The sequence below is a fragment of the Pannonibacter indicus genome (assembly GCF_001418225.1).
Taxonomy (GTDB): Bacteria; Pseudomonadota; Alphaproteobacteria; order Rhizobiales; family Stappiaceae; genus Pannonibacter; species Pannonibacter indicus.
The window spans coordinates 18,315-37,643 of the sequence record NZ_LIPT01000018.1 but is presented as its reverse complement, the minus strand read 5'-3'; the positions used below and the strand labels follow the sequence as shown (position 1 = coordinate 37,643).

The 19,329-nt window shown below is 62.9% G+C and carries 17 protein-coding genes and 1 tRNA gene; 8 read left to right on the top strand and 10 right to left on the bottom strand.

Annotation, left to right across the window (positions count from 1 at the left end):
* The first annotated feature begins 102 nt into the window (after window positions 1-102).
* On the top strand, window positions 103-315 hold the full coding sequence (locus ASC48_RS17625; RefSeq protein WP_026355277.1) for a DUF2842 domain-containing protein: 213 nt from the start codon (window positions 103-105) through the stop codon (window positions 313-315).
* On the opposite strand, the gene ASC48_RS17620 is transcribed toward ASC48_RS17625, so the two are convergent.
* Window positions 275-1,357, bottom strand: a complete 1,083-nt coding sequence (locus ASC48_RS17620) for a polysaccharide deacetylase family protein (RefSeq protein ID WP_055456997.1) — start codon at window positions 1,355-1,357, stop codon at window positions 275-277. The two genes, ASC48_RS17625 and ASC48_RS17620, sit on opposite strands and share 41 nt — an antisense overlap.
* A gap of 114 nt (window positions 1,358-1,471) precedes the next feature.
* On the opposite strand from ASC48_RS17620, the gene ASC48_RS17615 reads away from it, so the two are divergent.
* Window positions 1,472-2,704, top strand: coding sequence for a GNAT family N-acetyltransferase (locus tag ASC48_RS17615; RefSeq protein WP_167345154.1), 1,233 nt, complete (start codon window positions 1,472-1,474; stop codon window positions 2,702-2,704).
* A gap of 35 nt (window positions 2,705-2,739) precedes the next feature.
* Here the strand turns inward: ASC48_RS17615 and ASC48_RS17610 are convergent, their stop codons facing one another.
* The gene (locus ASC48_RS17610; RefSeq protein WP_055456995.1) at window positions 2,740-5,046 is read right to left on the bottom strand and encodes an exopolysaccharide transport family protein; all 2,307 of its coding nucleotides are present in this window, start codon (window positions 5,044-5,046) and stop codon (window positions 2,740-2,742) included.
* 193 nt (window positions 5,047-5,239) lie between these two features.
* Between ASC48_RS17610 and ASC48_RS17605 the strand changes: the two genes are divergently transcribed.
* The 5 genes from ASC48_RS17605 to ASC48_RS17580 all read left to right on the top strand — a co-directional run bounded on the left by ASC48_RS17605 (window position 5,240) and on the right by ASC48_RS17580 (window position 10,105).
* The gene (locus ASC48_RS17605; protein ID WP_019962521.1) at window positions 5,240-5,797 is read left to right on the top strand and encodes a polysaccharide biosynthesis/export family protein; all 558 of its coding nucleotides are present in this window, start codon (window positions 5,240-5,242) and stop codon (window positions 5,795-5,797) included.
* Between the two features lie 103 nt (window positions 5,798-5,900).
* Window positions 5,901-7,121 carry a glycosyltransferase family 4 protein gene (locus ASC48_RS17600; protein WP_055456994.1) on the top strand — a complete coding sequence of 407 codons (1,221 nt, stop codon included), beginning with the start codon at window positions 5,901-5,903 and terminating at the stop codon, window positions 7,119-7,121.
* The gene (locus tag ASC48_RS17595) at window positions 7,121-8,734 is read left to right on the top strand and encodes an undecaprenyl-phosphate glucose phosphotransferase (protein WP_208975803.1); all 1,614 of its coding nucleotides are present in this window, start codon (window positions 7,121-7,123) and stop codon (window positions 8,732-8,734) included. Before ASC48_RS17600 ends, ASC48_RS17595 begins: the two co-directional genes overlap by 1 nt.
* A complete protein-coding gene (locus ASC48_RS19420; RefSeq protein ID WP_072242701.1) occupies window positions 8,731-10,038 on the top strand; it encodes an O-antigen ligase family protein in 1,308 nt (435 codons plus the stop codon). Before ASC48_RS17595 ends, ASC48_RS19420 begins: the two co-directional genes overlap by 4 nt.
* Window positions 10,029-10,105: transfer RNA gene (locus tag ASC48_RS17580), tRNA-Pro, on the top strand. The genes ASC48_RS19420 and ASC48_RS17580 overlap by 10 nt, the downstream gene beginning before the upstream one ends.
* Window positions 10,106-10,437: 332 nt before the next feature.
* Here the strand turns inward: ASC48_RS17580 and ASC48_RS17575 are convergent.
* From ASC48_RS17575 to ASC48_RS17550, 6 genes are all read right to left on the bottom strand, one after another.
* Window positions 10,438-11,058: a MerR family transcriptional regulator gene (locus ASC48_RS17575; RefSeq protein WP_055456991.1), complete on the bottom strand. Its 621-nt coding sequence runs from the start codon at window positions 11,056-11,058 to the stop codon at window positions 10,438-10,440.
* Window positions 11,059-11,080: 22 nt separating this feature from the next.
* A complete protein-coding gene (locus ASC48_RS17570) occupies window positions 11,081-11,395 on the bottom strand; it encodes an integration host factor subunit alpha (RefSeq protein ID WP_019962525.1) in 315 nt (104 codons plus the stop codon).
* A 151-nt stretch (window positions 11,396-11,546) separates the two neighbouring features.
* Window positions 11,547-12,524, bottom strand: a complete 978-nt coding sequence (locus ASC48_RS17565; protein WP_055456990.1) for a beta-ketoacyl-ACP synthase III — start codon at window positions 12,522-12,524, stop codon at window positions 11,547-11,549.
* On the bottom strand, window positions 12,521-13,585 hold the full coding sequence (plsX, locus tag ASC48_RS17560; protein ID WP_055457020.1) for a phosphate acyltransferase PlsX: 1,065 nt from the start codon (window positions 13,583-13,585) through the stop codon (window positions 12,521-12,523). The genes ASC48_RS17565 and plsX overlap by 4 nt, the downstream gene beginning before the upstream one ends.
* A 210-nt stretch (window positions 13,586-13,795) precedes the next feature.
* On the bottom strand, window positions 13,796-14,359 hold the full coding sequence (locus tag ASC48_RS17555; RefSeq protein WP_055456989.1) for a YceD family protein: 564 nt from the start codon (window positions 14,357-14,359) through the stop codon (window positions 13,796-13,798).
* Window positions 14,352-14,906, bottom strand: coding sequence for a ubiquinol-cytochrome C chaperone family protein (locus ASC48_RS17550; RefSeq protein WP_055456988.1), 555 nt, complete (start codon window positions 14,904-14,906; stop codon window positions 14,352-14,354). Before ASC48_RS17550 ends, ASC48_RS17555 begins: the two co-directional genes overlap by 8 nt.
* Before the next feature lie 130 nt (window positions 14,907-15,036).
* Here ASC48_RS17550 and ASC48_RS17545 point away from each other — a divergent pair, with 130 nt between their 5' ends.
* Complete coding sequence (locus ASC48_RS17545; RefSeq protein WP_050471315.1) at window positions 15,037-15,474, top strand: outer membrane protein assembly factor BamE; 438 nt, start codon at window positions 15,037-15,039, stop codon at window positions 15,472-15,474.
* Between the two features lie 80 nt (window positions 15,475-15,554).
* Here the strand turns inward: ASC48_RS17545 and ASC48_RS17540 are convergent, their stop codons facing one another.
* Both ASC48_RS17540 and ASC48_RS17535 read right to left on the bottom strand, forming a co-directional pair.
* Window positions 15,555-17,684 (bottom strand): sodium-translocating pyrophosphatase, encoded by a 2,130-nt coding sequence (locus tag ASC48_RS17540; protein ID WP_055456987.1) that lies wholly within the window; start codon window positions 17,682-17,684, stop codon window positions 15,555-15,557.
* 292 nt (window positions 17,685-17,976) lie between these two features.
* Entirely contained in the window at window positions 17,977-19,215 is a 1,239-nt protein-coding gene (locus ASC48_RS17535) for an MFS transporter (protein WP_055456986.1), read from the bottom strand.
* Window positions 19,216-19,329: the final 114 nt, after the last annotated feature.

Below are 19,329 nucleotides of genomic sequence, written 5' to 3'. Positions count from 1 at the left end.
AGCAAGCTGCGGCCTGCGGGGTTTTCCTTATTGCGACATTGCGACGCTGCGCGCAATCGCTGCAAGGATCACACAGGGGCAGGCCAGAGGAGAGACCGGTTCATGCCTTCATTGCGGAAATTCATCGGCATGGTGCTGCTGGTGATCTTTGTTGTCGTTTATGCGCTCACCGCCATGGTCATCGGCGACATGACGCTGCAGCAGTCGTCCAACACGGTGCGGATGATCTATTTTGTCATTGCCGGTCTGGTCTGGGTCATTCCGGCAGGCGCGATCATCTGGTGGATGGAGCGCGGCGGGAAAAAGCGCGGCTGACCTGCCGGAACGCCCGGTAGAGGGCAAAGGGGGCGCCGGTCAGATACTCGTCGATCACCTCCGGCCCCTGAAAATGCCCATTGAGCGAGACGCGCGGCAGCAGCATGGGCTGACGCGCGTGAATGGACTTGAGCACGCCCGGAACAGTCGTCACCCCTGCCCTGAGGCCAGCCCCTGCGGCCAGTGCCGCCTCGCGCAGGCCTGCGGTCTCCGCGCCGCCATAGGGATAGGCCATGAAGGCAGGCCGGCGGCCCAGTTCATCCTCGATCCGCTCGATGCCCCGGCGGATATCGCTCTCGGCCTCCGCTTCCGGAAGGCGGGCCAATGCGTGGTGATCATGCGTATGGGCGCCGATGCTCACCAGAGGATCTCGTGCCAGACTGCGCGCTTCATTCCAGCTCAGCATCTCCTCATCGGCCAGTGCCCTGAGATCAAAGCCGTTCAGCGCACAAAGCTCGCGCACCATGGCCCGCTGGCCGGTTTCGTCCAATTCTTCCGTCAGAAGCTGGACAATCGCAGCATAACAGGCCTGCTTCTCCTCCAGCGTGGCGCAGGGAATGAGCGAGGCCTCCCCTCTCGCGGCAAAATGCAGCACGTCCTGAGCGGCAATCATCCGCTCCAGCGCGATCCACCAGAGCTCCGAGGTCCGGTCAAGAAAGCCCGACGTCAGGAACAGGGTGAACGGAACCCCCATCTGCCTGAGCAGCGGATAGGCGACCGTCAGATTGTCCCGGTAACCGTCGTCAAAGCTCAGCACAGCGTAGCGTTCCTGCCCGAAGCAGAGCCTCAGCCGGTCGACGGCCTCTTCCATGGAAACGAACTTGTAGCCGCGGGAGCGGACACGCTCGATCACCTGAGCGAGAAATTCCGGCGTGATTTCAAGATGTCGGTTCGGCTGGAACGGGTCCTGACTGGCCGCACGCACTCGGTGAAGGGTGAAGATCAGGCCACAACCCTGAGTGAATGGCGCCAGCACATGGCCAAGCCTGCTGCGGCGAAGCAGCCAGAACCCCGTATCGAATAACTGCCGCCGCTGGCTCATTCCCGTTGCCGTTCTCCCGGCCGCTTCGGCCTTCTGGCCCTTGGTACACTTTTTTCAGCCTTTGGTGCAATGCTACGGCTCAGGCAACATGACGCAGACAGAAGGCCAATGGGCATGCACCGGTCAGCCGGAACAGCAGCAAGATCCATTGACCGGACGGAGTTTCCCACCTCTCCGGCCGCACCTTTGCCTGTGCCCGCAAATTCTCCGGCCCTGACTGTTGTCCAGAACCTCGGAGAAGCCCGCAGCCGCTGGCTGCAGCTTCAGGCGGCAGGGATCTACAGCCACTATCAGCGTTTCGACTGGCTTGAGGCCTGGCATGTGCATGTGGGCAGCGCTCTGGGCGTCAGGCCCCTGATCATCATCCGCGAAGATGCCTCAGGGCCTGCGATGATCCTTCCGCTGGCTCTCAACAGGCGCGGCGGAGCCACGGTGCTGGAGTGGATGGGCTGGCAGCAGGGCAACCAGAACACAGGCCTGTGGCGGGCCGATGCCTATGCCGCCGCTGATCCGGTTGAGCTGTCCCGCTTGCTGCTGCAGGCGGCAAGGGAGGCCGGTGCCAGTCTGGTTGACCTGCGCAACATTCCCCTCACCTGGGAGGGCCGCCCGCACCCGCTCGCCCACCAGGGCACACCTGCCAAGGATGCCGTCTTCCGTGGCGCGGTGGCGGAGCCTTACGCAACGCTGAGGACGCGCCTGCAGTCCAAGGACAGCCGCAAGAAGGACGCGCGCAAGCAGAAGGCGCTGGAAGCCCTTCCCGGCTTTGCCGTCCGCACGCTGGAGACGGCCGCAGAGATCGAGGCAGGGCTCGACACCCTGATCAGCCAGCGGCAGGAACGCGCCCGGCAGACCGGCATCCCCAGCGGCTTTTCCGCCCCGGGCCAACGGGCCTTTCTGCGCAAGCTGCTGCTGGAAGGGGCGGGCAAATCCTTCCCGGCGCTACAGATCAAGGTGCTGGAGGCAGAAGGCGAGGTTCTTGCGGCCTATCTTTCGGGCCTTTCCGGAAACACATGCTACGCCTATGCCAACAGCATCGGCACCGGCAGCCACGCCCAGTTCAGTCCCGGCATCGTTCTTCTCTCAAGCCTCATTGCGGCGTGCTGCGAAGACCCGGCCATCCGGACACTGGACCTCGGGCTTGGAGACGAGCGCTACAAGCACCCCTGGACCCAGCCAGAGCCGCTCTGCGATCTTGTTCTGGCGGCGGACATGCGCGGGCGCTTGATCAGGCTGGTTCTGGATATCCGGCGCACGCTGGTGCGACGGCTGCGTCAAACCCCTGCTCTGTGGACCGGCGTCCGGGCTGTCCGGCGGTTTGCAGCTGCGCTCCGCCGCCTGACGGGATGAAGGCCTGCGGCCGCATTACATCCCAAAGGGGCGTATCAGGCAGCAGCTTCCCCGGTCCCCTTGCGCCGGCGGATACGCTTCACCCGCACGTCGGCATCCGTCTGCGAGGCGATCAGATCCAGCCGTTCGGCCAGAATGCGCGGCTGAATGTCCGCCGGGACCGTCACCACCACCTCATCGGCAAAGCGAAGCATATGGGCAGCTGCCGCCGTTTCAGTGAATTTGCCGAGATCAACAACGATCCGGTCATAGGTGGCGTCGATGGCGTCCAGCACCAGCGGGAAGCGTTCGTCGACCACATCATCGCTCAGAGCCGGACGGCCCGCCTCGATGATATGCGCGCGTGATCCGGCATCCCGGTAAATCACGGACGAGAAAGAAGCCTTGCCGAAGACCAGATCGGCAAAGCCGGGCGCCGCGCCGGGATCTTCGCTCTCGGGGAAAACCTCGACCAGCAGCGCGCGCTCATCTTCATGGCCCGCCAGATCCCTGACCAGCCGGAAGGCAAAATCGTGAGACAGTTCCGCATCCGTCAGCGCAACAACGGCAACACGGCGCGGCGCTGTTTCGCCGGCTTCATCCTCAGTGGCAGCGTCAGCCCCGCCCATCACGGGCGTTGCGGCAAGGGATGCTGCACTGGCGGCGGCACGCAGGCTGCCAGCAGCCTCAGCCTGACGGGACACCTCGGCTTCAGCCGCTTCGGCCTCACCGCCCTGGCCTTCGTCATCGGGCGGAAAGCGCAACAGCCGCTCATCGGACCCGGTTTCAGCAAAACGGTCTTCGTCTTGCTCTTCTGCGGTCATCCTCTCCTGAACCTCTTCGGCAGGGTCCGTTTCCGGCAACTGGCCTTGACGAAGGTCTTCCGGCTGCAGATCTTCCGGTTCCGCCTCCGGGCCACGCAGGATGACAGGAGCCGTGTAGGCCTCTGCTTCGTTCACAGGCTTCAGCGCGTCACCGGAGAGGAATTCACGCAGGATGACAATCGCACAGCCCAGCAGGAAGGTGGCAAGAGCCGAGATGAATGTGAAAAGGCCGATCTTCGGCGAATAGGGCTCGATGGGCACGCCTGCCCGCGAAATCACGCGGGCATCGGCCGGCAGCGTCTCCGCATTGCGGCCCGTGTCCGCGTTGCGATAGCTCGCCATGAGCGCGTCCAGCTGCACCGCCCGCGCATCAGCTTCGCGCTCCAGCTCACGCAGGCGCACCTGATCGGCGCTGGAGCGCGCAGCCGCAGCCTTCAGCTCCTCAACCCGGCTCTTCAAGGCAGCCGCCTGCTGCTTTGCCACCGCCGCGTCATTTTCCAGTCCGGTCAGGATCTTGCGCGCCTCGGAACGGATCTGCGCGTCATAGTCAGCGAGCTGCGACGTCAGAGCGCGGATCTGCGGGTGACCGGGCAGAAGCGTCGTGGACAGTTCGGCAACCCGCGACTGAATTTCTACCTGACGCTCCCGCAAACGCTGAATCAAGCCTGAATTGAGCACCTCGCTCGCCCCTTCCAGCGAGCCGCCAGTGTCCAGCAGCCTGCGCAGCTGCGCGGCCTTGGCGGCCGCCTCGGCTTCTGCAGCCTGTGCAGAAGACTGCTGGGAGCTGATCTCGGAGAGCTGAAGTTCGTTGAGCGTCCGGTCGCCGGCGCCGGTCAGGAGGTCAGCCTTGGCCCGGAAATCTTCCACGGCCTTGCGTGCGGTCTGCACCTCTTGTGTCATGCGGCGGATCTGCGGCTCCAACGCAGACGCTGCAGCGGCGCGGCTCTCCCGCTTGGCGGCGGACTGCATCTGCAGATACTCGTCCACCACGGCATTGGCGATTTCAGCTGCCAGAACCGCACTCTTGGCGGAATATTCGACCGCGATCACCCGCGAGCCTTCCACCCGGTAGACGTCGAGATTGCGGGCAAAATGGCGGAGCAGGCGCTCTTCGGCCGAAATGCGCGACGGGCTGGGAGACAGGCCGATGCTGATCAGCAGCTGCTGCAAGGTTCCTGCCTGCGTCTCGGCCTTGAACTCCGGCACGGATGCCAGGTTCATCCGCTGCGCAACACGGCGGGCCAGATCCACGGATGTCAGAAGCTGCACCTGGCTGGCAACGCCCTGGCTGTCCAGCAACGCGCGCTCGTCTTCCGCCCCGCGGGCGGCACCGGGAAACAGGGCATCGGCCGTCTCGATCAGAACCCGTGCCTCGCCCTTGAATTTTTCCGGAACGAACTGCAAACCGGCAAAGACAAGCGCCGCCACAATCAGCGTCAGCGGCAGCAGCCAGCGCAAGGACCGGGCAATAGCACGCAGCAGGCCGCCGAGATCCAGCGCCATATCCTGCGGCTGATAGATGTCCTTCGACCCGCCCATGCACCTCACTCCACACTTGTTAGAGTGACAATGACAAAACATGGTAAGTGAACCATTAAACAGCTCTCTTTCCAGTCTAAATGGAAATTAACCTTTATAAATGAAAGTTAATCACCCTGACGGCAGGCTTATTCGTTCACGTGCCATTAACCACGTTTTGCGAATGTGCCTCTGTGTCAGCCTGGAGTAAGTCATGTACGCGCGCCTGTTCGCAGCTTTTGCCATTGCCCTCACCCTTGCCGGGTGCAGCGGCTACAAGCGCCCGCCATCTGCCTTTCACGAAATCCTGACACAGCCCTATAGGCTCGACTCCAGCGACCGCCTGCGCATCATCGTCTTTGGCCAGAATGACCTGTCCAACACCTATGTGGTCGATCAGGCGGGTTATATTTCAATGCCTCTGATCGGGTCCGTTCCCGCCCGCGGCAAGACGCAGCAGGAGCTTGCCAAGGCCATTGAAGCTTCACTGCGCAAGGGTTTCCTGCGCGATCCGAATGTTTCGGTTGAGGTTGACCAGTACCGCCCCATCTTCGTCATGGGCGAAGTGCAGGCCGCCGGCCAATACGCCTATGTTCCCGGAATGACCGTTCAGAACGCCATCGCAACCGCCGGCGGCTTCTCGGCCCGGGCAGAACAGGCCAGCGCGGATCTGACGCGCCAGATCAATGGCGAGATCCTCAATGGCCGCGTTCCCATCACCGATCCCGTACGTCCGGGTGACACAATCCATGTCCGCGAAAGATTATTCTGAGGCGGATGCCGATTAACCTGGAAATCATCCCTTTGGTTTAGTTTGCTTCCTGTCCACACGAGAGTTCCGTAAAGAGAGCCCGTGTGAGGTCAGGGAGTCTCAGATGAATTCGCAGACGCTGCGGATCGTGCATTGCCTCCGGTCTCCGATCGGGGGGACGATCCGGCATATTCATGATCTGGCAAAAGCCCAGGCCGCAGCCGGCCACGAGGTTGGGCTCGTTTGCGATTCCTCCACCGGCTCTGCCTTTGACCTTGCCATTCTCGACAGGCTTCGCCCGCATCTTGCACTCGGTGTCACCCGTTTCGCCATGCGCCGTCACCTCACCCTTCAGGATATCGCTGCAGCAGCCCGTCTTTATGGCAGCGTGCGCGCGCTTGCCCCGGATGTACTGCACGGGCATGGCGCAAAGGGCGGGGCCTATGTGCGGCTGATCGGCTCCCTGCTGCGCGGGCGCAAGCACCGGCCGGTGCGGGTCTATTCGCCCCACGGCGGCAGTCTCCACTACGATCCGAACAGATTCGAAGGGCGGATCTATCACGCCATTGAGCGCCTGCAGAACCGCTTCACCGACGGGTTGCTGTTCGTCGCCGACTACGAAAAGGCCGCCTATGAAAGCAAGATCGGCGCCCTGCGCGTTCCCTCAAGGGTTGTTTACAACGGTCTGCTCCGCGAAGACTTCGAGCCGGTTGCCCAGCAGGCCAATGCCGCAGACTTTGTCTATGTCGGTATGCTCCGCCAGCTCAAGGGCACAGACCTGTTCATAGATGCCATCTACGACCTGACACTGCAGACCGGACGCAGGATCAGCGCCATCATTGCCGGGGAAGGCCCGCAACGAGCCGAATTCGAGGCCAGAGCCGCTCAGCTGGGCCTGGCAGATTGCATCACCTTCACAGGTGCCATGCCAGCGCGCCGCGCCTTTGCCATGGGCCGCTGCGTCGTCGTGCCCTCCCGTGCAGAGGCCATGCCCTATGTGGTTCTGGAGGCTATCGGCGCGGGCATGCCCATCGTCGCGACACGGGTCGGCGGCATTCCCGAGATCTTTGGCGTTCATGCAGACCGCCTCGTCGATTCCGGCAGCAGCAGCCGCCTTGCCAGTGCCATGCGCGCGGTCATGGCCAGTCCGGAGCGGGCCCGCGCCCAGACCGCAGAAGTGCGGCAAAGCATTATGAGCACCTTCACCGCACAGCGTATGGGGGAGCTTGTCATTTCTTTTTATCATCAGTTGCTTGGCATTCCTGCTGTCACCAGCACGGAAGCCACTTCCTCCCTCGCGCAAAGCGCATCGCTTTTGGCGGGATCGAGCAAGCAGGGATCATAATGACGACCGATTCCACGACTCCTCCCTTGTCCCAGGCCGCCGCCGCTCCTCTGGAAGGACCGGCAAGAGTTGCAGATGATGCCGAGAGCCTGCGCAAGCGGCTCGCAGAAGAGCTGCGGCGCTCGGATACCGCCGCAGACGCCAGCCGGGCCGGCAGCACCTCCGGCACCATGCTTTCGCCTGCGGCCGAAGAAATCGCCCGCAGCCTGCGCAGTGACGGCATCTCCCAGCCGGTGCTCGAAGGCTCGGTCCGGTTGCTCGATGTCATCATCGCCGCCGCCACGGGCTTTGCCAGCCTCAGTTTCTCCGGCACGCCCTTCACCGCGCTGACGTTCGGCGCCGTCGCGGCCGCGGTCTTCTTCACCCTTGCCTTCTTTCAGGGCTTTGATGCCTATCAGGTCCGCGTCCTGCGCTCGGGCCTCGCCCAGACCGGACGTATTGCCGGTGGCTGGACGCTGGTCCTGGCAATGTTCGCTATCGCCTTCGTGACGACTGACCTGCCGCGCCATATCGCGCCGCAGGCCGCCGGTCTCTGGTATGCTTCGGGTCTGTTTGGACTGGTTGTCAGCCGCCTCATCCTGTCGCGGCTCGTCAGCGCCTGGATCCGCTCAGGCCGGCTCGAACGGCGAGCGGTCATCGTCGGCGGAGGCCAGGCCGCCGCTGATCTTATCCATGAACTGGAAAGCCAGAGCGGCAATGACATCCGCATCTGCGGCATCTTTGATGACCGCGCCAATGACCGCTCGCCGGAAGTGGTGGCCGGGTATCCGAAGCTGGGCAACATCGATGCACTGGTGGAATTTGGCCGCCGCGCCCGCATCGACATGCTGATCGTCTGTATTCCGCTGCGCGCCGAAAAGCGCGTTCTTGAGCTTCTGCGCAAGCTCTGGGTGCTGCCCATCGACATCCGCCTCTCCGCTCATACGGAGAAGATGCGCTTCCGCAACCGCGCCTCCTCTTTCATTGGGGCGGTACCTTTCGTCGATGTGGTCGAAAAGCCCATCACCGACTGGGACATGGTGGCCAAGCGGGTATTCGATGTGGTGGTGGCAAGCCTTGCCATCATTGCCCTGTCCCCGGTGATGCTGGCGACCGCCATTGCCATCAAGCTCGACAGCCGCGGCCCGGTGCTGTTCCGCCAGAAGCGCTATGGTTTCAACAACGAGATCATCGACGTGCTGAAGTTCCGTTCGATGTTCCATGACATGGCAGACCCGGCCGCAAAGAAGGTGGTGACCAAAGGCGACCCGCGCGTCACCAGGGTGGGCCGCTTCATCCGCCGCTCTTCCATCGATGAACTGCCGCAGCTCTTCAACGTGCTGGCAGGTACCCTCTCCCTCGTCGGCCCGCGTCCGCATGCGGTCAATGCCCACACCAATGACCAGACGTGGGATGAGGTGGTCTACGGCTACTTCGCCCGCCACAAGGTGAAACCGGGTGTCACCGGCTGGGCCCAGATCAACGGCTGGCGCGGCGAGGTGGATACGCCGGAGAAGATCCAGAAGCGTGTCGAGTTCGACCTCTATTACATCGAGAACTGGTCCATCTTCTTCGACATAAAGATCCTCGCCCTGACGCCCATCCGCCTGCTGAACACGGAGAACGCCTATTGAGCACCGGGGCCGCCATGGCGGGGCATCAGGGCAGCGGCCGCAGGCTGCTGATCCCTGTGCCGCGCATCAGCGCGGCGGCCCTGTGGGTGGCCGTGTTCCTCGGCGGCTTTGTGATCGAGGAACCTGCGCCTTACGAGCTGTTCATGGCCGGGCTTCTGGTGCTGTGGCTTCTGTTCGGGCTGCGCCTGCGGCCTGAATTCGGCCCGCTGACCGTGCTTCTCATCCTCTTCATGGCCGGCGGCACCATGGCGGTGCCCTTTGCCCGCGATGTGCCCACCGCAGCCATGTATATGGCCGTCTCCGGCTTTCTCGCTGCAACGGCGATATTCTACGCCGCCGTTGTCAGCGCCGACCCCGGCCGGCTGTTCCTCATCGAGCGGGCCTATGTTACAAGCGCGCTGCTCTGCGCCTCCGTAGGCATTGCCGCCTATTTCCGGCTGTTCCCCGGCAGCGAGATCTTCACGCTTTACGGCCGGGCGCGTGGCACCTTTCAGGACCCCAATGTCTTCGGCCCGTTCCTGGTGCTGCCCACGGTACTGCTGGTCCACCGGCTGCTGACGCGGGGCCTGTTCTCAAGCCCGGCTGCCTTGCTGATTCTGCCCGTGCTGGTGCTGGGCATCTTCCTCAGCTTCTCGCGCGGCGCCTGGGGCCTCCTGGCCCTGTCCGGCATCATCGTCTACCTGCTCAGCCTCATCCATGAGCGCCGCCCCCGGGAACGGCTGCGGCTGGTGCTGGTGGGCGCGGGCGGCCTTGCCGCAGTGCTGCTGCTTCTTGCGGCCGCCCTGTCCATAGACAGCGTCGCCGCCATGTTCAGCGAGCGGGCAAGACTCGTCCAGGACTATGACGGCGCCCGCCTCGGCCGCTTTGCCCGCTACGGCATGGGCTTCGAGATGGTGATGGAACGCCCCTTCGGTCTCGGACCGCTGGAGTTCCGCCACTATTTCCCCGAGGATGAGCACAACGTCTACCTGAAGGCCTTCACCTCCTATGGGTGGCTCGGCGGCGTGGTCTATCCTCTGCTGGTGCTCTGGACCATTGCAGCGATGGTGCCTCTTCTCTTCCGCCACAGACCTTGGACGGGCTTTGCCAACTGCGTTTTTGCGGTGCTCGTGGGCCATGCCTTGATGAGCGTGATCATCGATATCGACCACTGGCGCCACTATTTCCTGCTGCTTGGCCTCGCCTGGGGGCTCATCGCCATCCACAAGCTTGAGCAAAAACAGCGGACTGTGGATTTGAATGCAAGGCAAGTCTTGCGCCGGGCAAAGGAAGCGGATAGAGAGGGCCCTGTCGTCGGGCAGTAGCGCAGCCTGGTAGCGCACTTGACTGGGGGTCAAGGGGTCGTCGGTTCGAATCCGGCCTGCCCGACCACTTAAAGCCGAAAGCTCCACGGAGCATGGCAAGTGGCACCGGCGACATTTTTTTCTGACATGGCGAGATGACGGGTAAGCGCTTCAAAGCGCCAGGCCTCCCATTTTCGTCATGGCATGACTTGATCATGCCATCCATGCCGTGCCCTCTCATCCCGCCCCGGACAAGCGTTTCGCCGCCCTGCTCGACGTGAAAACCGTGCGGATAGGCAAGGGAATTGGTGCCATGATCAAGTCATGGCAGGACGGAGTGCGGGGTTAAAGCTTGAGCAAAAGCGGCGCATGCCCTGCACCGGACTGATCAGTCCGGCGGCGTTCAGCACATCCGGCGCCTTACCGCGCCTGATCCAGCAGGCGCTTGCATTCCAGCAGTTCGAACAATGTCGCCTGAAGCCGGCGCACGTCGTCCTTGGAAAGGCCTGCCTCTTCGGTTCGGTCGGAGAGGAAGCGCCCCATGAAGCGGAAGCCTTTGCCCTGTGCGGCGTGAGCGCGCGGATCATTGTCCGCCAGAAGCCCGCGCGGCAGAACCTCGCTCGGCAGGCCGCCCGTATCACGCGAGGGCTCCGGCTCCTGCATCACCACCTGGGGCTTGCGCTGGGGCGGGGCGGGCACGGCTGCGCCGTTCTCGTCATCCATGTCATCCATGCGCGGAGCTGCCGCCAGCGGGATGGCGTCCTCGCGCCAGATCTGCATCACGAAACGGGGGCCCTGCTCCTTGAGGATGCGCTGGACGCCCTTTATCGTGTAGCCTTCACCGTAAAGAAGATGGCGGATGCCGCGCAGCAGCTCCACGTCATCGGGGCGGTAATAGCGCCGCCCGCCGCCGCGCTTCAGCGGTTTGATCTGGGTGAAGCGGGTCTCCCAGAAGCGCAGCACATGCTGGGGAAGATCGAGATCTTCCGCCACTTCGCTGATGGTCCGGAAGGCGTCCGGGCTTTTTTCAGACATGCTCATGCTGCGTCACCGGTTCGGAAGCTCAGTCGCTGCCGTTGCCTGCCAGCGACTCGTTGATCTTCTGCTTGAGAATGTTGCTGGGCTTGAAAACCATCACCCGGCGCGGCGAAATCGGCACTTCCTCGCCGGTCTTTGGATTGCGCCCGATCCGCTCCCCCTTGGAGCGGACAAGGAATGACCCGAAGGAAGAGAGCTTGACGGATTCGCCCGTCACCAGGCAATCCGAAATCTCAGAAAGCACCCGCTCCACCAGTTCGGAGGATTCCGTGCGGGACAGACCTACCTTCTGGTAGACGGCCTCACAAAGGTCAGCGCGCGTGATGGTCCTGTTACCCATGCCTCCTCCTCGCCTGGAGCGTGATCCGGCTGATTTTGCAGTGGAACTTCTTTTCCGGACGTACGGTATTGCGTCCGCATACGAGGGTCAACCGCAGATATGAGCGCTGTCAGCTTCACGCAAGGTGATGACACAGCTCCGTCAAAACTGCTTACCAGCGCAACAGAACCGAACCCCAGGTGAAACCGCCCCCCATGGCCTCGAGCATGATGAGGTCACCGGACTTCACGCGGCCATCCTTGACAGCAGCATCAAGTGCCAAGGGAATAGACGCGGCAGAGGTGTTGCCGTGAAGATCGACAGTGACGACAACCTTTTCCGGCGCAATATCAAGCTTCTTTGCGCTGGCGTCGATAATGCGCCGGTTGGCCTGATGCGGGATGAACCAGGTGAGATCTTCACCGGTCAGGCCCGTGGCCTTGAAGGCATCCTCGATCACGTCCGTAATCATGCCCACTGCGTGCTTGAAGACTTCCTTGCCTTCCATGCGCAGGTGGCCGACCGTCTGGGTCGTGGAGGGGCCGCCATCCACATAGAGCTTGGACTTGTGCTGGCCGTCCGAGCGCAGATGCGAGGTCAAGATCCCGTGATCGGCCACGGTGCCGGAGGCTTCACGCCCTTCCAGAATCACCGCCCCGGCTCCATCACCGAAGAGCACGCAGGTGGTGCGGTCGTTCCAGTCCAGAATCCGGGAGAAGGTCTCGGCACCGATCACCAGCACGCGCTTTGCCTGACCGCAGCGGATGAACGTATCTGCCGTCGTCAGGGCAAAGACGAAGCCCGAGCACACCGCATGCACATCGAAGGCCACACCGTGGCGCATACCGAGGGCCGCCTGCACCTGCACCGCCGTGGACGGGAAGGTGTTGTCCGGCGTTGCGGTTGCCAGAATGATGGTGTCGATATCCTGCGCCGTGACGCCCGCATGGGCTAGAGCCCGCCCGGCGGCCTTGATCGCCAGATGGGACGTGAACTCGCCCTCGGCGGCGATGTGGCGCTGGCGGATGCCGGTGCGCTGCACGATCCACTCGTCGGTGGTGTCCACCATACGAGCGAGGTCTTCATTGGTGAGGATTTTCTCGGGCAGATAGCTGCCGCAGCCGAGAACGGTCGAACGGATGGTGGTCACTCGTCACCTTCGGAAGTTTCAGCGGACACGGGAAAGCGGCCACGGTGATAGTGGACCAGGTCCTGGGAGATCTTTTGCAGAAGCTCGTTGCGTACCATGTCATTGGCAAGGGCGATGGCACTGGCAAGGCCTTCGGCGTCAGTGCCGCCATGGCTCTTGATCACGACGCCGTTGAGGCCGAGGAACACGCCGCCATTGACCTTGCGCGGGTCAAGCTTTTCGCGCAGCTGGTTGAAGGCGCCACGGGCCAGCAGGTAACCGAGCCTGGAGAACAGCGACCGGTTCATGGCAGCGCGCAGATAGCCTGCAATCTGCTTGGCGGTGCCTTCTGCGGTCTTCAGCGCAATGTTGCCGGCGAATCCTTCGGTCACCACCACATCGACGGTGCCCTTGCCCAGATCATCGCCTTCAACGAAACCGGCATAGGAGAAGGAGCGGAACGGCGCCTCGCGCATGATGCGGCCGGCGGTGCGGACCTCTTCAAGGCCCTTCACCTCTTCCACGCCGATGTTGAGCAGGCCGACGGTCGGCTTTTCAACCCCGAAGAGCGCCCGGGCCATTGCCCCGCCCAGAATGGCGAAATCAATCAGCTGCTGCGCATCGGCGCCGATGGTGGCGCCCACATCCAGCACCACGCTTTCCCCGCGTGCCGTCGGCCAGATGGCGGCGATGGCGGGGCGGTCGATATTGGCCATGGTGCGCAGGCAGAAGGTGGACATGGCCATCAGCGCGCCGGTGTTGCCCGCCGACACGGCCACGTCAGCCTCTCCGTTCTTCACGGCCTCGATGGCGCGCCACATGCTGGAGCGCCAGCGCCCCTGGCGCAGCGCCTGGCTGGGCTTGGCGTCCATGGACACCGCCACTTCGCAGTGGAAGAAGGTGGAGGCATCGCGCAGGCGCGGGTATTTTTCCAGAAGCGGCAGGACAATCTTCTCCTGCCCGAAAATCAGAAACCGGATCCCGGGGTGGCGCAGCAGCGCAATCTCCGCCCCCGGCAGCACCATTTCGGCACCGGCGTCGCCGCCCATGGCATCAAGGGCAATATGAATGGGTTTTGCCATCTGAAGGTTCTTGTCGTCCATTCGCTTGGGAGCGCTCATCAGGGCCAGAGGCCGTGAAAGCATCTCGAGACTGCCACTCTGATGCTGGCAGATCCGCCACAGCAAGCCGGGGTGGCTAAAGGGTCAGTCCGCCATCTTGCAGGTACAGCGCGGCGAACATAACGGTTTTGGGGCGGGAAACAACCGTTTTTGCCCCTCGCCCACTCCCCCTTATGGCTTGTCCTTGTTCTTGAGCTGCTCCAGCACCTTGAAGGGCGAAGGCTTTTCTTCCTCTTCTTCCATTTCGGCAGGAGCCTCGAACTCCAGCTCTGCGCCGGGCGCACGCGGGAAAGGATCGAGCGCCAGTACAAACTGCTCGCACATCAGAGCGCCAAGATCGATGACGCCATCCTCGATGGCATCGGGCGGCTCCGGGGCTTCCAGATCGATTTCGATCTCGCCATCCTCGCCAAGGTCCGGGTTGCGGCGGCGCGGGTCGAGTTCCGCCTCATAGGCGCGCTCGAAGTGATCCTTCACATGCATCGGCAGCGGCACCAGCGTGACGACGCAGCGCTGCGCGCCCTCGGCCTCCAGATCGCCCGTCACAAAGACACCGGCCTTCTTCCACGGCCGCACTTCCAGCGTGGCGGTGAAACGGGTGAGGCTGTCGAGGCCATAGGCTTCGGCAATGCGGGCAAGCGCCTCCGCATCAGCGGTCAGTTCGACGATCTTTGGCGTATTGCCCAGACGCGCCACCTGGAAGCGGTGCGAAAAGGGTGTCGGCACATCAGTCATGATTCGGGGTTCCCTCAAGCGACGGCACGTCGGGCCAGGCGAGTTTGGCGGTCATGATGTCATCCAGCGGCAGGTCCGCCAGTGTCTTGACCGCATCCATCATGTAAAGCGCCAGCTTGTCGCAAGCCGGCGGATTGGCGGCTTCGGTGAAGATATTGCGGCCGATGGCTGCCGCCAGATCCTGGGCATTGCCGCTGTCCAGCGCCTCACCATAGGCGGCGGCACGGCCATAAAAGGCCTCGGCCATCTTGCGTACCTTCTTCGGCACGCGGTTGTCGCTGATGCCCATTTCGCGCAAGGAAGCGTCCATATCGCGGAAGAACAGGTCGAAAACCGCCTGCGACGTGGCAGCTGCCTCCTTGCCTTCCCCCTGCAGACGGCGGAAAAGCAGAACAGCGTGCAGGATCATCATGTCGAACCGGCCATCCACGGTATCAGGCACAGAAAGTGCTGCGTAGAAGGCAGGCTGACGCGCCTGAGCCACGATAGCGCCATAAAGAGCGTATTCGGATGGCCGGGTACGGCGGCGGAAAAGGCCAAATACCATGGAATGCCTCGACTGGTCCCGAGCGGACGGTGTTGCCTTGTGCCCTAACGCAGGTTACTTGCTTTGCCAAGGAACGAATTCAAATACGCACCGGACTGCAAGGCCGGTTCAGACGGGACAGGAACGACGAATGAAGACCAAGGCGCATGTGCTGATGCTTCCCATTCTCCTCGGGCTGACCGTGGGCGGATGCTTCACCCAGACCTACAATCACGGCCATTCCATCTCCCCCGACATGCTGCAGCAGGTGCAGGTGGGGTCGAGCAAGGAGAATGTCGAGCTGGTCCTCGGGTCGCCGTCCACCACGTCCGAGATTGACGGTCTCGCCTATTACTACATTTCCCAGACTGCCGAGACGACCGCCTTCATGAAGCCGAAGATCGTCGAGCAGCGGGTGGTCGCCATCTATTTCGACAAGGATGGCTTTGTGAAGGACATCGCCAACTACGGCATGCAGGACGGCAAGGTCTTTGACTTCATCGGCCGCAAGACCCGCACCGGCGGCTCCGACTACGGCTTCCTGACGCAGATCCTGCGCGGCGCCGCCAACCCGTCCTTGGGCCTCTGAGCCCAAACGGCAAGGTCAAAAGTTGAATCCCCCGGAAGAGCCTTCCGGGGGATTTTTGTTTGGGTGGCGGAAGCCTGATCCTAGTGCGCCAAGACCGCGAGCAGCAGCAGGGCGACGATGTTGGCAATCTTGATCATCGGATTGACCGCCGGACCTGCGGTGTCCTTGTAGGGGTCACCCACGGTATCGCCCGTCACCGCAGCCTTGTGGGCATCGGAGCCCTTGCCGCCGTGATGGCCGTCCTCGATGTATTTTTTCGCGTTGTCCCAGGCCCCGCCGCCGGAGGTCATCGACAGGGCGACGAAAAGCCCGGTAATGATGATGCCCAGCAGCATCGCCCCCACGGCTGCGAAGGCATTGGCCTTGCCCGCAATGGCATTGATGGCAAAGAAGCAGACAATCGGCGAGAGCACCGGCAGTAGCGAAGGAATGACCATTTCTCGGATCGCGGCGCGGGTGAGCATGTCCACCGCCCGGCCATAATCAGGCCGCTCGGTTCCGGCCATGATGCCCGGTTTTTCGCGGAACTGGCGGCGCACCTCCTCCACCACGGCAGAGGCGGCCCGGCCCACCGCGGTCATGGCAATGCCGCCGAAGAGATAGGGCAGCATCCCGCCTAAGAAGAGGCCGACGACAACATAGGGGTTCGACAGGGAGAAATCGAGCGTATCCGCCGTCAGCCCGGCAAAATAGGGATACTGGTCGGAGTTGCTGATGAAGTAGCGCAGATCCTCCGTATAGGCTGCAAAGAGCACCAGCGCGCCGAGCCCGGCCGAGCCGATGGCATAGCCCTTGGTAACCGCCTTGGTGGTGTTGCCCACCGCATCCAGTGCATCCGTCGTCACGCGCACTTCCGCGGGAAGATCGGCCATCTCGGCGATGCCGCCGGCATTGTCCGTCACCGGGCCGAAGGCATCCAGCGCCACGACCATGCCGGCCAGCGCCAGCATCGTGGTCACCGCAATGGCGATGCCGAAGAGGCCTGCCAGCGAATAGGTGACGATGATGCCTGCAATGATGATCAGCGCCGGAACGGCGGTTGCCTCCATGGAAATGGCAAGGCCCTGAATGACGTTTGTGCCATGGCCCGTGACGGATGCCTGGGCGATGGAGCGGACCGGGCGGTAGCCGGTGCCGGTGTAATATTCCGTCACCCAGATGATCAGGCCGGTGACGGCAAGCCCCGCAACTCCGCACAGATAGAGCGACATAGGCGTGAAGGAGAGCCCGCCAGTTGTCGTCAGCACAACATCCATACCGCCGAAGACAAAGGACGTGACGGGGAACAGAATGATGAGCGACAGCACCGCCGTGGCGATGAATCCCTTGTAGAGCGCGCCCATGATCGAGTTGTTGGCTCCCAGTTTGACGAAGAAGGTGCCTGCAATCGAGGTCAGGATGCAGGCGCCGCCGATGGTCATCGGATAGAGCATGGCCGGAGCCGTCGCCGCCGTTCCGGCAAAGAGGATCGCGGCGAGAACCATGGTGGCGACCAGCGTCACCGCATAGGTCTCGAACAGATCTGCCGCCATGCCGGCGCAGTCGCCGACATTGTCACCGACGTTATCGGCAATGGTGGCCGGGTTGCGCGGATCATCTTCCGGGATGCCCGCCTCCACCTTGCCGACAAGATCACCGCCCACATCTGCCCCCTTGGTGAAGATGCCGCCGCCCAGACGGGCGAAGATGGAGATGAGCGAGGCACCGAAGCCGAGCGCCACCAGCGCGTCGATGACGCTTCTGCTGGTCGGGTCATAGCCGAGGACACGGGTCAGGATGACGAAATAGACCGAGACACCCAGCAGTGCGAGGCCTGCCACGAGAAGCCCGGTCACCGCGCCGGACTTGAAGGCAATCTCCAGACCGGCCGCCAGGCTCTGGCTGGAGGCCTGCGCGGTGCGCACATTGGCGCGGACCGACACCATCATACCGATAAAACCGGCAAGACCGGAGAGAATGGCCCCTGCCGCAAAGCCGATGGCGACGGCAAAGCCCAGCAGCCAGGCGCCGAGAATGAAGATGACCGCGCCAGCGATGGCGATGGTTGTATACTGGCGCGTCAGATAGGCCTGCGCACCTTCCTGGATCGCCCCCGCGATCTCCTGCATCCGGGCGCTGCCCGCATCGGATGCCATTACAGACTGGATCGCCCAGCCCCCGTAAGCCAGCCCCAGAAGGCCGCAGGCAATGACGACGACAAGCTCGGTCATGAGTCCTCCCAATGAATGGGCAGCCCGGCAATCCGATCGTTCTATGACAGCATTTTATCTTGACTTCCAACGGGCTGCGACGCGCGCCAGGGCTCCGGCAAGTCCATTCCCATTCCGCAGCAAGGCGCAACAGCGTCACGTTAGCAGAATGAACATGGGGCCGGTCAAGTCCTTGACCTCGTTTATTTTCGCAAGAGGCACGAAAACATGCACCGCAACGCAGCAGGTACTTACCCAGCAAATACCGCAATGCAAAACAGGTTGCGAAAGGGTTGCTTTTACTTTGGACAAATCAAGACAGGGCCGGTTCACGTGTGCCTCTTGCCAGCACGAACATGAGGATCATGCAGACGAGGACAAGCGGGAAGACCAGCAGATTGACCGTCGCCCAGCCGAAGCTGTGCAGCAGCGCGCCGGAAGAGAAGGACGCTAGCGCAACGAAGCCGAAAACGAGGAAATCGTTGAAGGACTGCACCGTCGCCCGCTCGGCGGGGCGGTAGCAGCGCGTCAGCATGCTGGTGGCGCCGACAAAGCCGAAGTTCCAGCCGATGCCCAAGAGGATCAGCGCGCTCCAGAAATGCGCCACTTCAAGCCCCATGAGCGCAATCACGGAACAGCCGCACAGCAGTGCAAGGCCGGTGAGAACGATGGTACGCTCTCCGAAACGGGCAATCAGCGTGCCGGTGAAGAAGCTGGGGCTGAACATGGCCAGCACATGCCACTGGATCGCCAGCGCAGCATCGGTTTCGCTGAGGCCGCACCCTATCATGGCCAACGGTGTTGCCGTCATCACGAGGCTCATCAGCGCATAGGAGCAGATGCCGCAGACGGCGGCGGCGATGAAGGACGGCTGGCGCAGGATGACGCCCAGCGGCCGCGCCTGCACATCCGCCACGGTCTTTGCCCGGACAGGCGGCACCTTGAGGAAGGTGAGGATGACGCCCATCAGCATGAACAGGCCGCCAAGGGCGGCATAGGTTCCCGCAAAGAGCACCGGCGCGAAGAGGTCCTTGGTGAAGATCACCGTCTGCGGCCCGATGATGCCGGAGAAGACGCCGCCTGCCATCACCCAGGAGATCGCCTTGGGGCGGAAGGCATCACTCGCCGTGTCGGCGGCCGCAAAGCGGAACTGCTGGACGAAGGCCGTCACCGTACCCGCCAGAGCGCAGGCCATTGTGAACAGCCAGAAGCTGCCGCTGAGGATCGCCCAGGCCGCCAGCAGCGAAGCGAGAAAGCCCAGAACCGAGCCGCCCAGAAAACCGGTCCGCCGTCCCACCCGCTTCATCACCGCTCCGGCCGGCAGGGTGCCGATGGCCGTTCCAAGGATCATGCAGGAGATGGGCAGTGTCGCAAGGCCTGGGGCTTCCGGCAGAAGCGAGGCCGCAGTCAGTGAGCCGGTGGCGATGACGATGGAGGCCGTCGCCCCGCCGAGAGCCTGTGCTGCGGCAAGAATCGCAGCGTTGCGGCGCGCGATGCGGTCGCCATCGGCAGCGGCGTCCTGCGCAGGTGAAAGGGAGGGCTGAGGTGACATGAACAGGCTCCAGACAGGCTTTTGGCCAAGCTTTGAGGCAGGGTCCGGGCAGAACTGGCTGGCAGGGCTATCTGCGGGGATCAGATGTGGCTTCCCTGCGGGAAGCCGGGTCGG

Coding starts and splice junctions, on each gene's coding strand:
- ASC48_RS17625 (WP_026355277.1), top strand. CDS start 103: ATGCCTTCATTGCGGAAATTCATCGGCATGGTGCTGCTGGTGATCTTT.
- ASC48_RS17620 (WP_055456997.1), bottom strand. CDS start 1,357: ATGAGCCAGCGGCGGCAGTTATTCGATACGGGGTTCTGGCTGCTTCGC.
- ASC48_RS17615 (WP_167345154.1), top strand. CDS start 1,472: ATGCACCGGTCAGCCGGAACAGCAGCAAGATCCATTGACCGGACGGAG.
- ASC48_RS17610 (WP_055456995.1), bottom strand. CDS start 5,046: ATGGGCGGGTCGAAGGACATCTATCAGCCGCAGGATATGGCGCTGGAT.
- ASC48_RS17605 (WP_019962521.1), top strand. CDS start 5,240: ATGTACGCGCGCCTGTTCGCAGCTTTTGCCATTGCCCTCACCCTTGCC.
- ASC48_RS17600 (WP_055456994.1), top strand. CDS start 5,901: ATGAATTCGCAGACGCTGCGGATCGTGCATTGCCTCCGGTCTCCGATC.
- ASC48_RS17595 (WP_208975803.1), top strand. CDS start 7,121: ATGACGACCGATTCCACGACTCCTCCCTTGTCCCAGGCCGCCGCCGCT.
- ASC48_RS17575 (WP_055456991.1), bottom strand. CDS start 11,058: ATGAGCATGTCTGAAAAAAGCCCGGACGCCTTCCGGACCATCAGCGAA.
- ASC48_RS17570 (WP_019962525.1), bottom strand. CDS start 11,395: ATGGGTAACAGGACCATCACGCGCGCTGACCTTTGTGAGGCCGTCTAC.
- plsX (WP_055457020.1), bottom strand. CDS start 13,585: ATGGCAAAACCCATTCATATTGCCCTTGATGCCATGGGCGGCGACGCC.
- ASC48_RS17555 (WP_055456989.1), bottom strand. CDS start 14,359: ATGACTGATGTGCCGACACCCTTTTCGCACCGCTTCCAGGTGGCGCGT.
- ASC48_RS17550 (WP_055456988.1), bottom strand. CDS start 14,906: ATGGTATTTGGCCTTTTCCGCCGCCGTACCCGGCCATCCGAATACGCT.
- ASC48_RS17545 (WP_050471315.1), top strand. CDS start 15,037: ATGAAGACCAAGGCGCATGTGCTGATGCTTCCCATTCTCCTCGGGCTG.
- ASC48_RS17540 (WP_055456987.1), bottom strand. CDS start 17,684: ATGACCGAGCTTGTCGTCGTCATTGCCTGCGGCCTTCTGGGGCTGGCT.
- ASC48_RS17535 (WP_055456986.1), bottom strand. CDS start 19,215: ATGTCACCTCAGCCCTCCCTTTCACCTGCGCAGGACGCCGCTGCCGAT.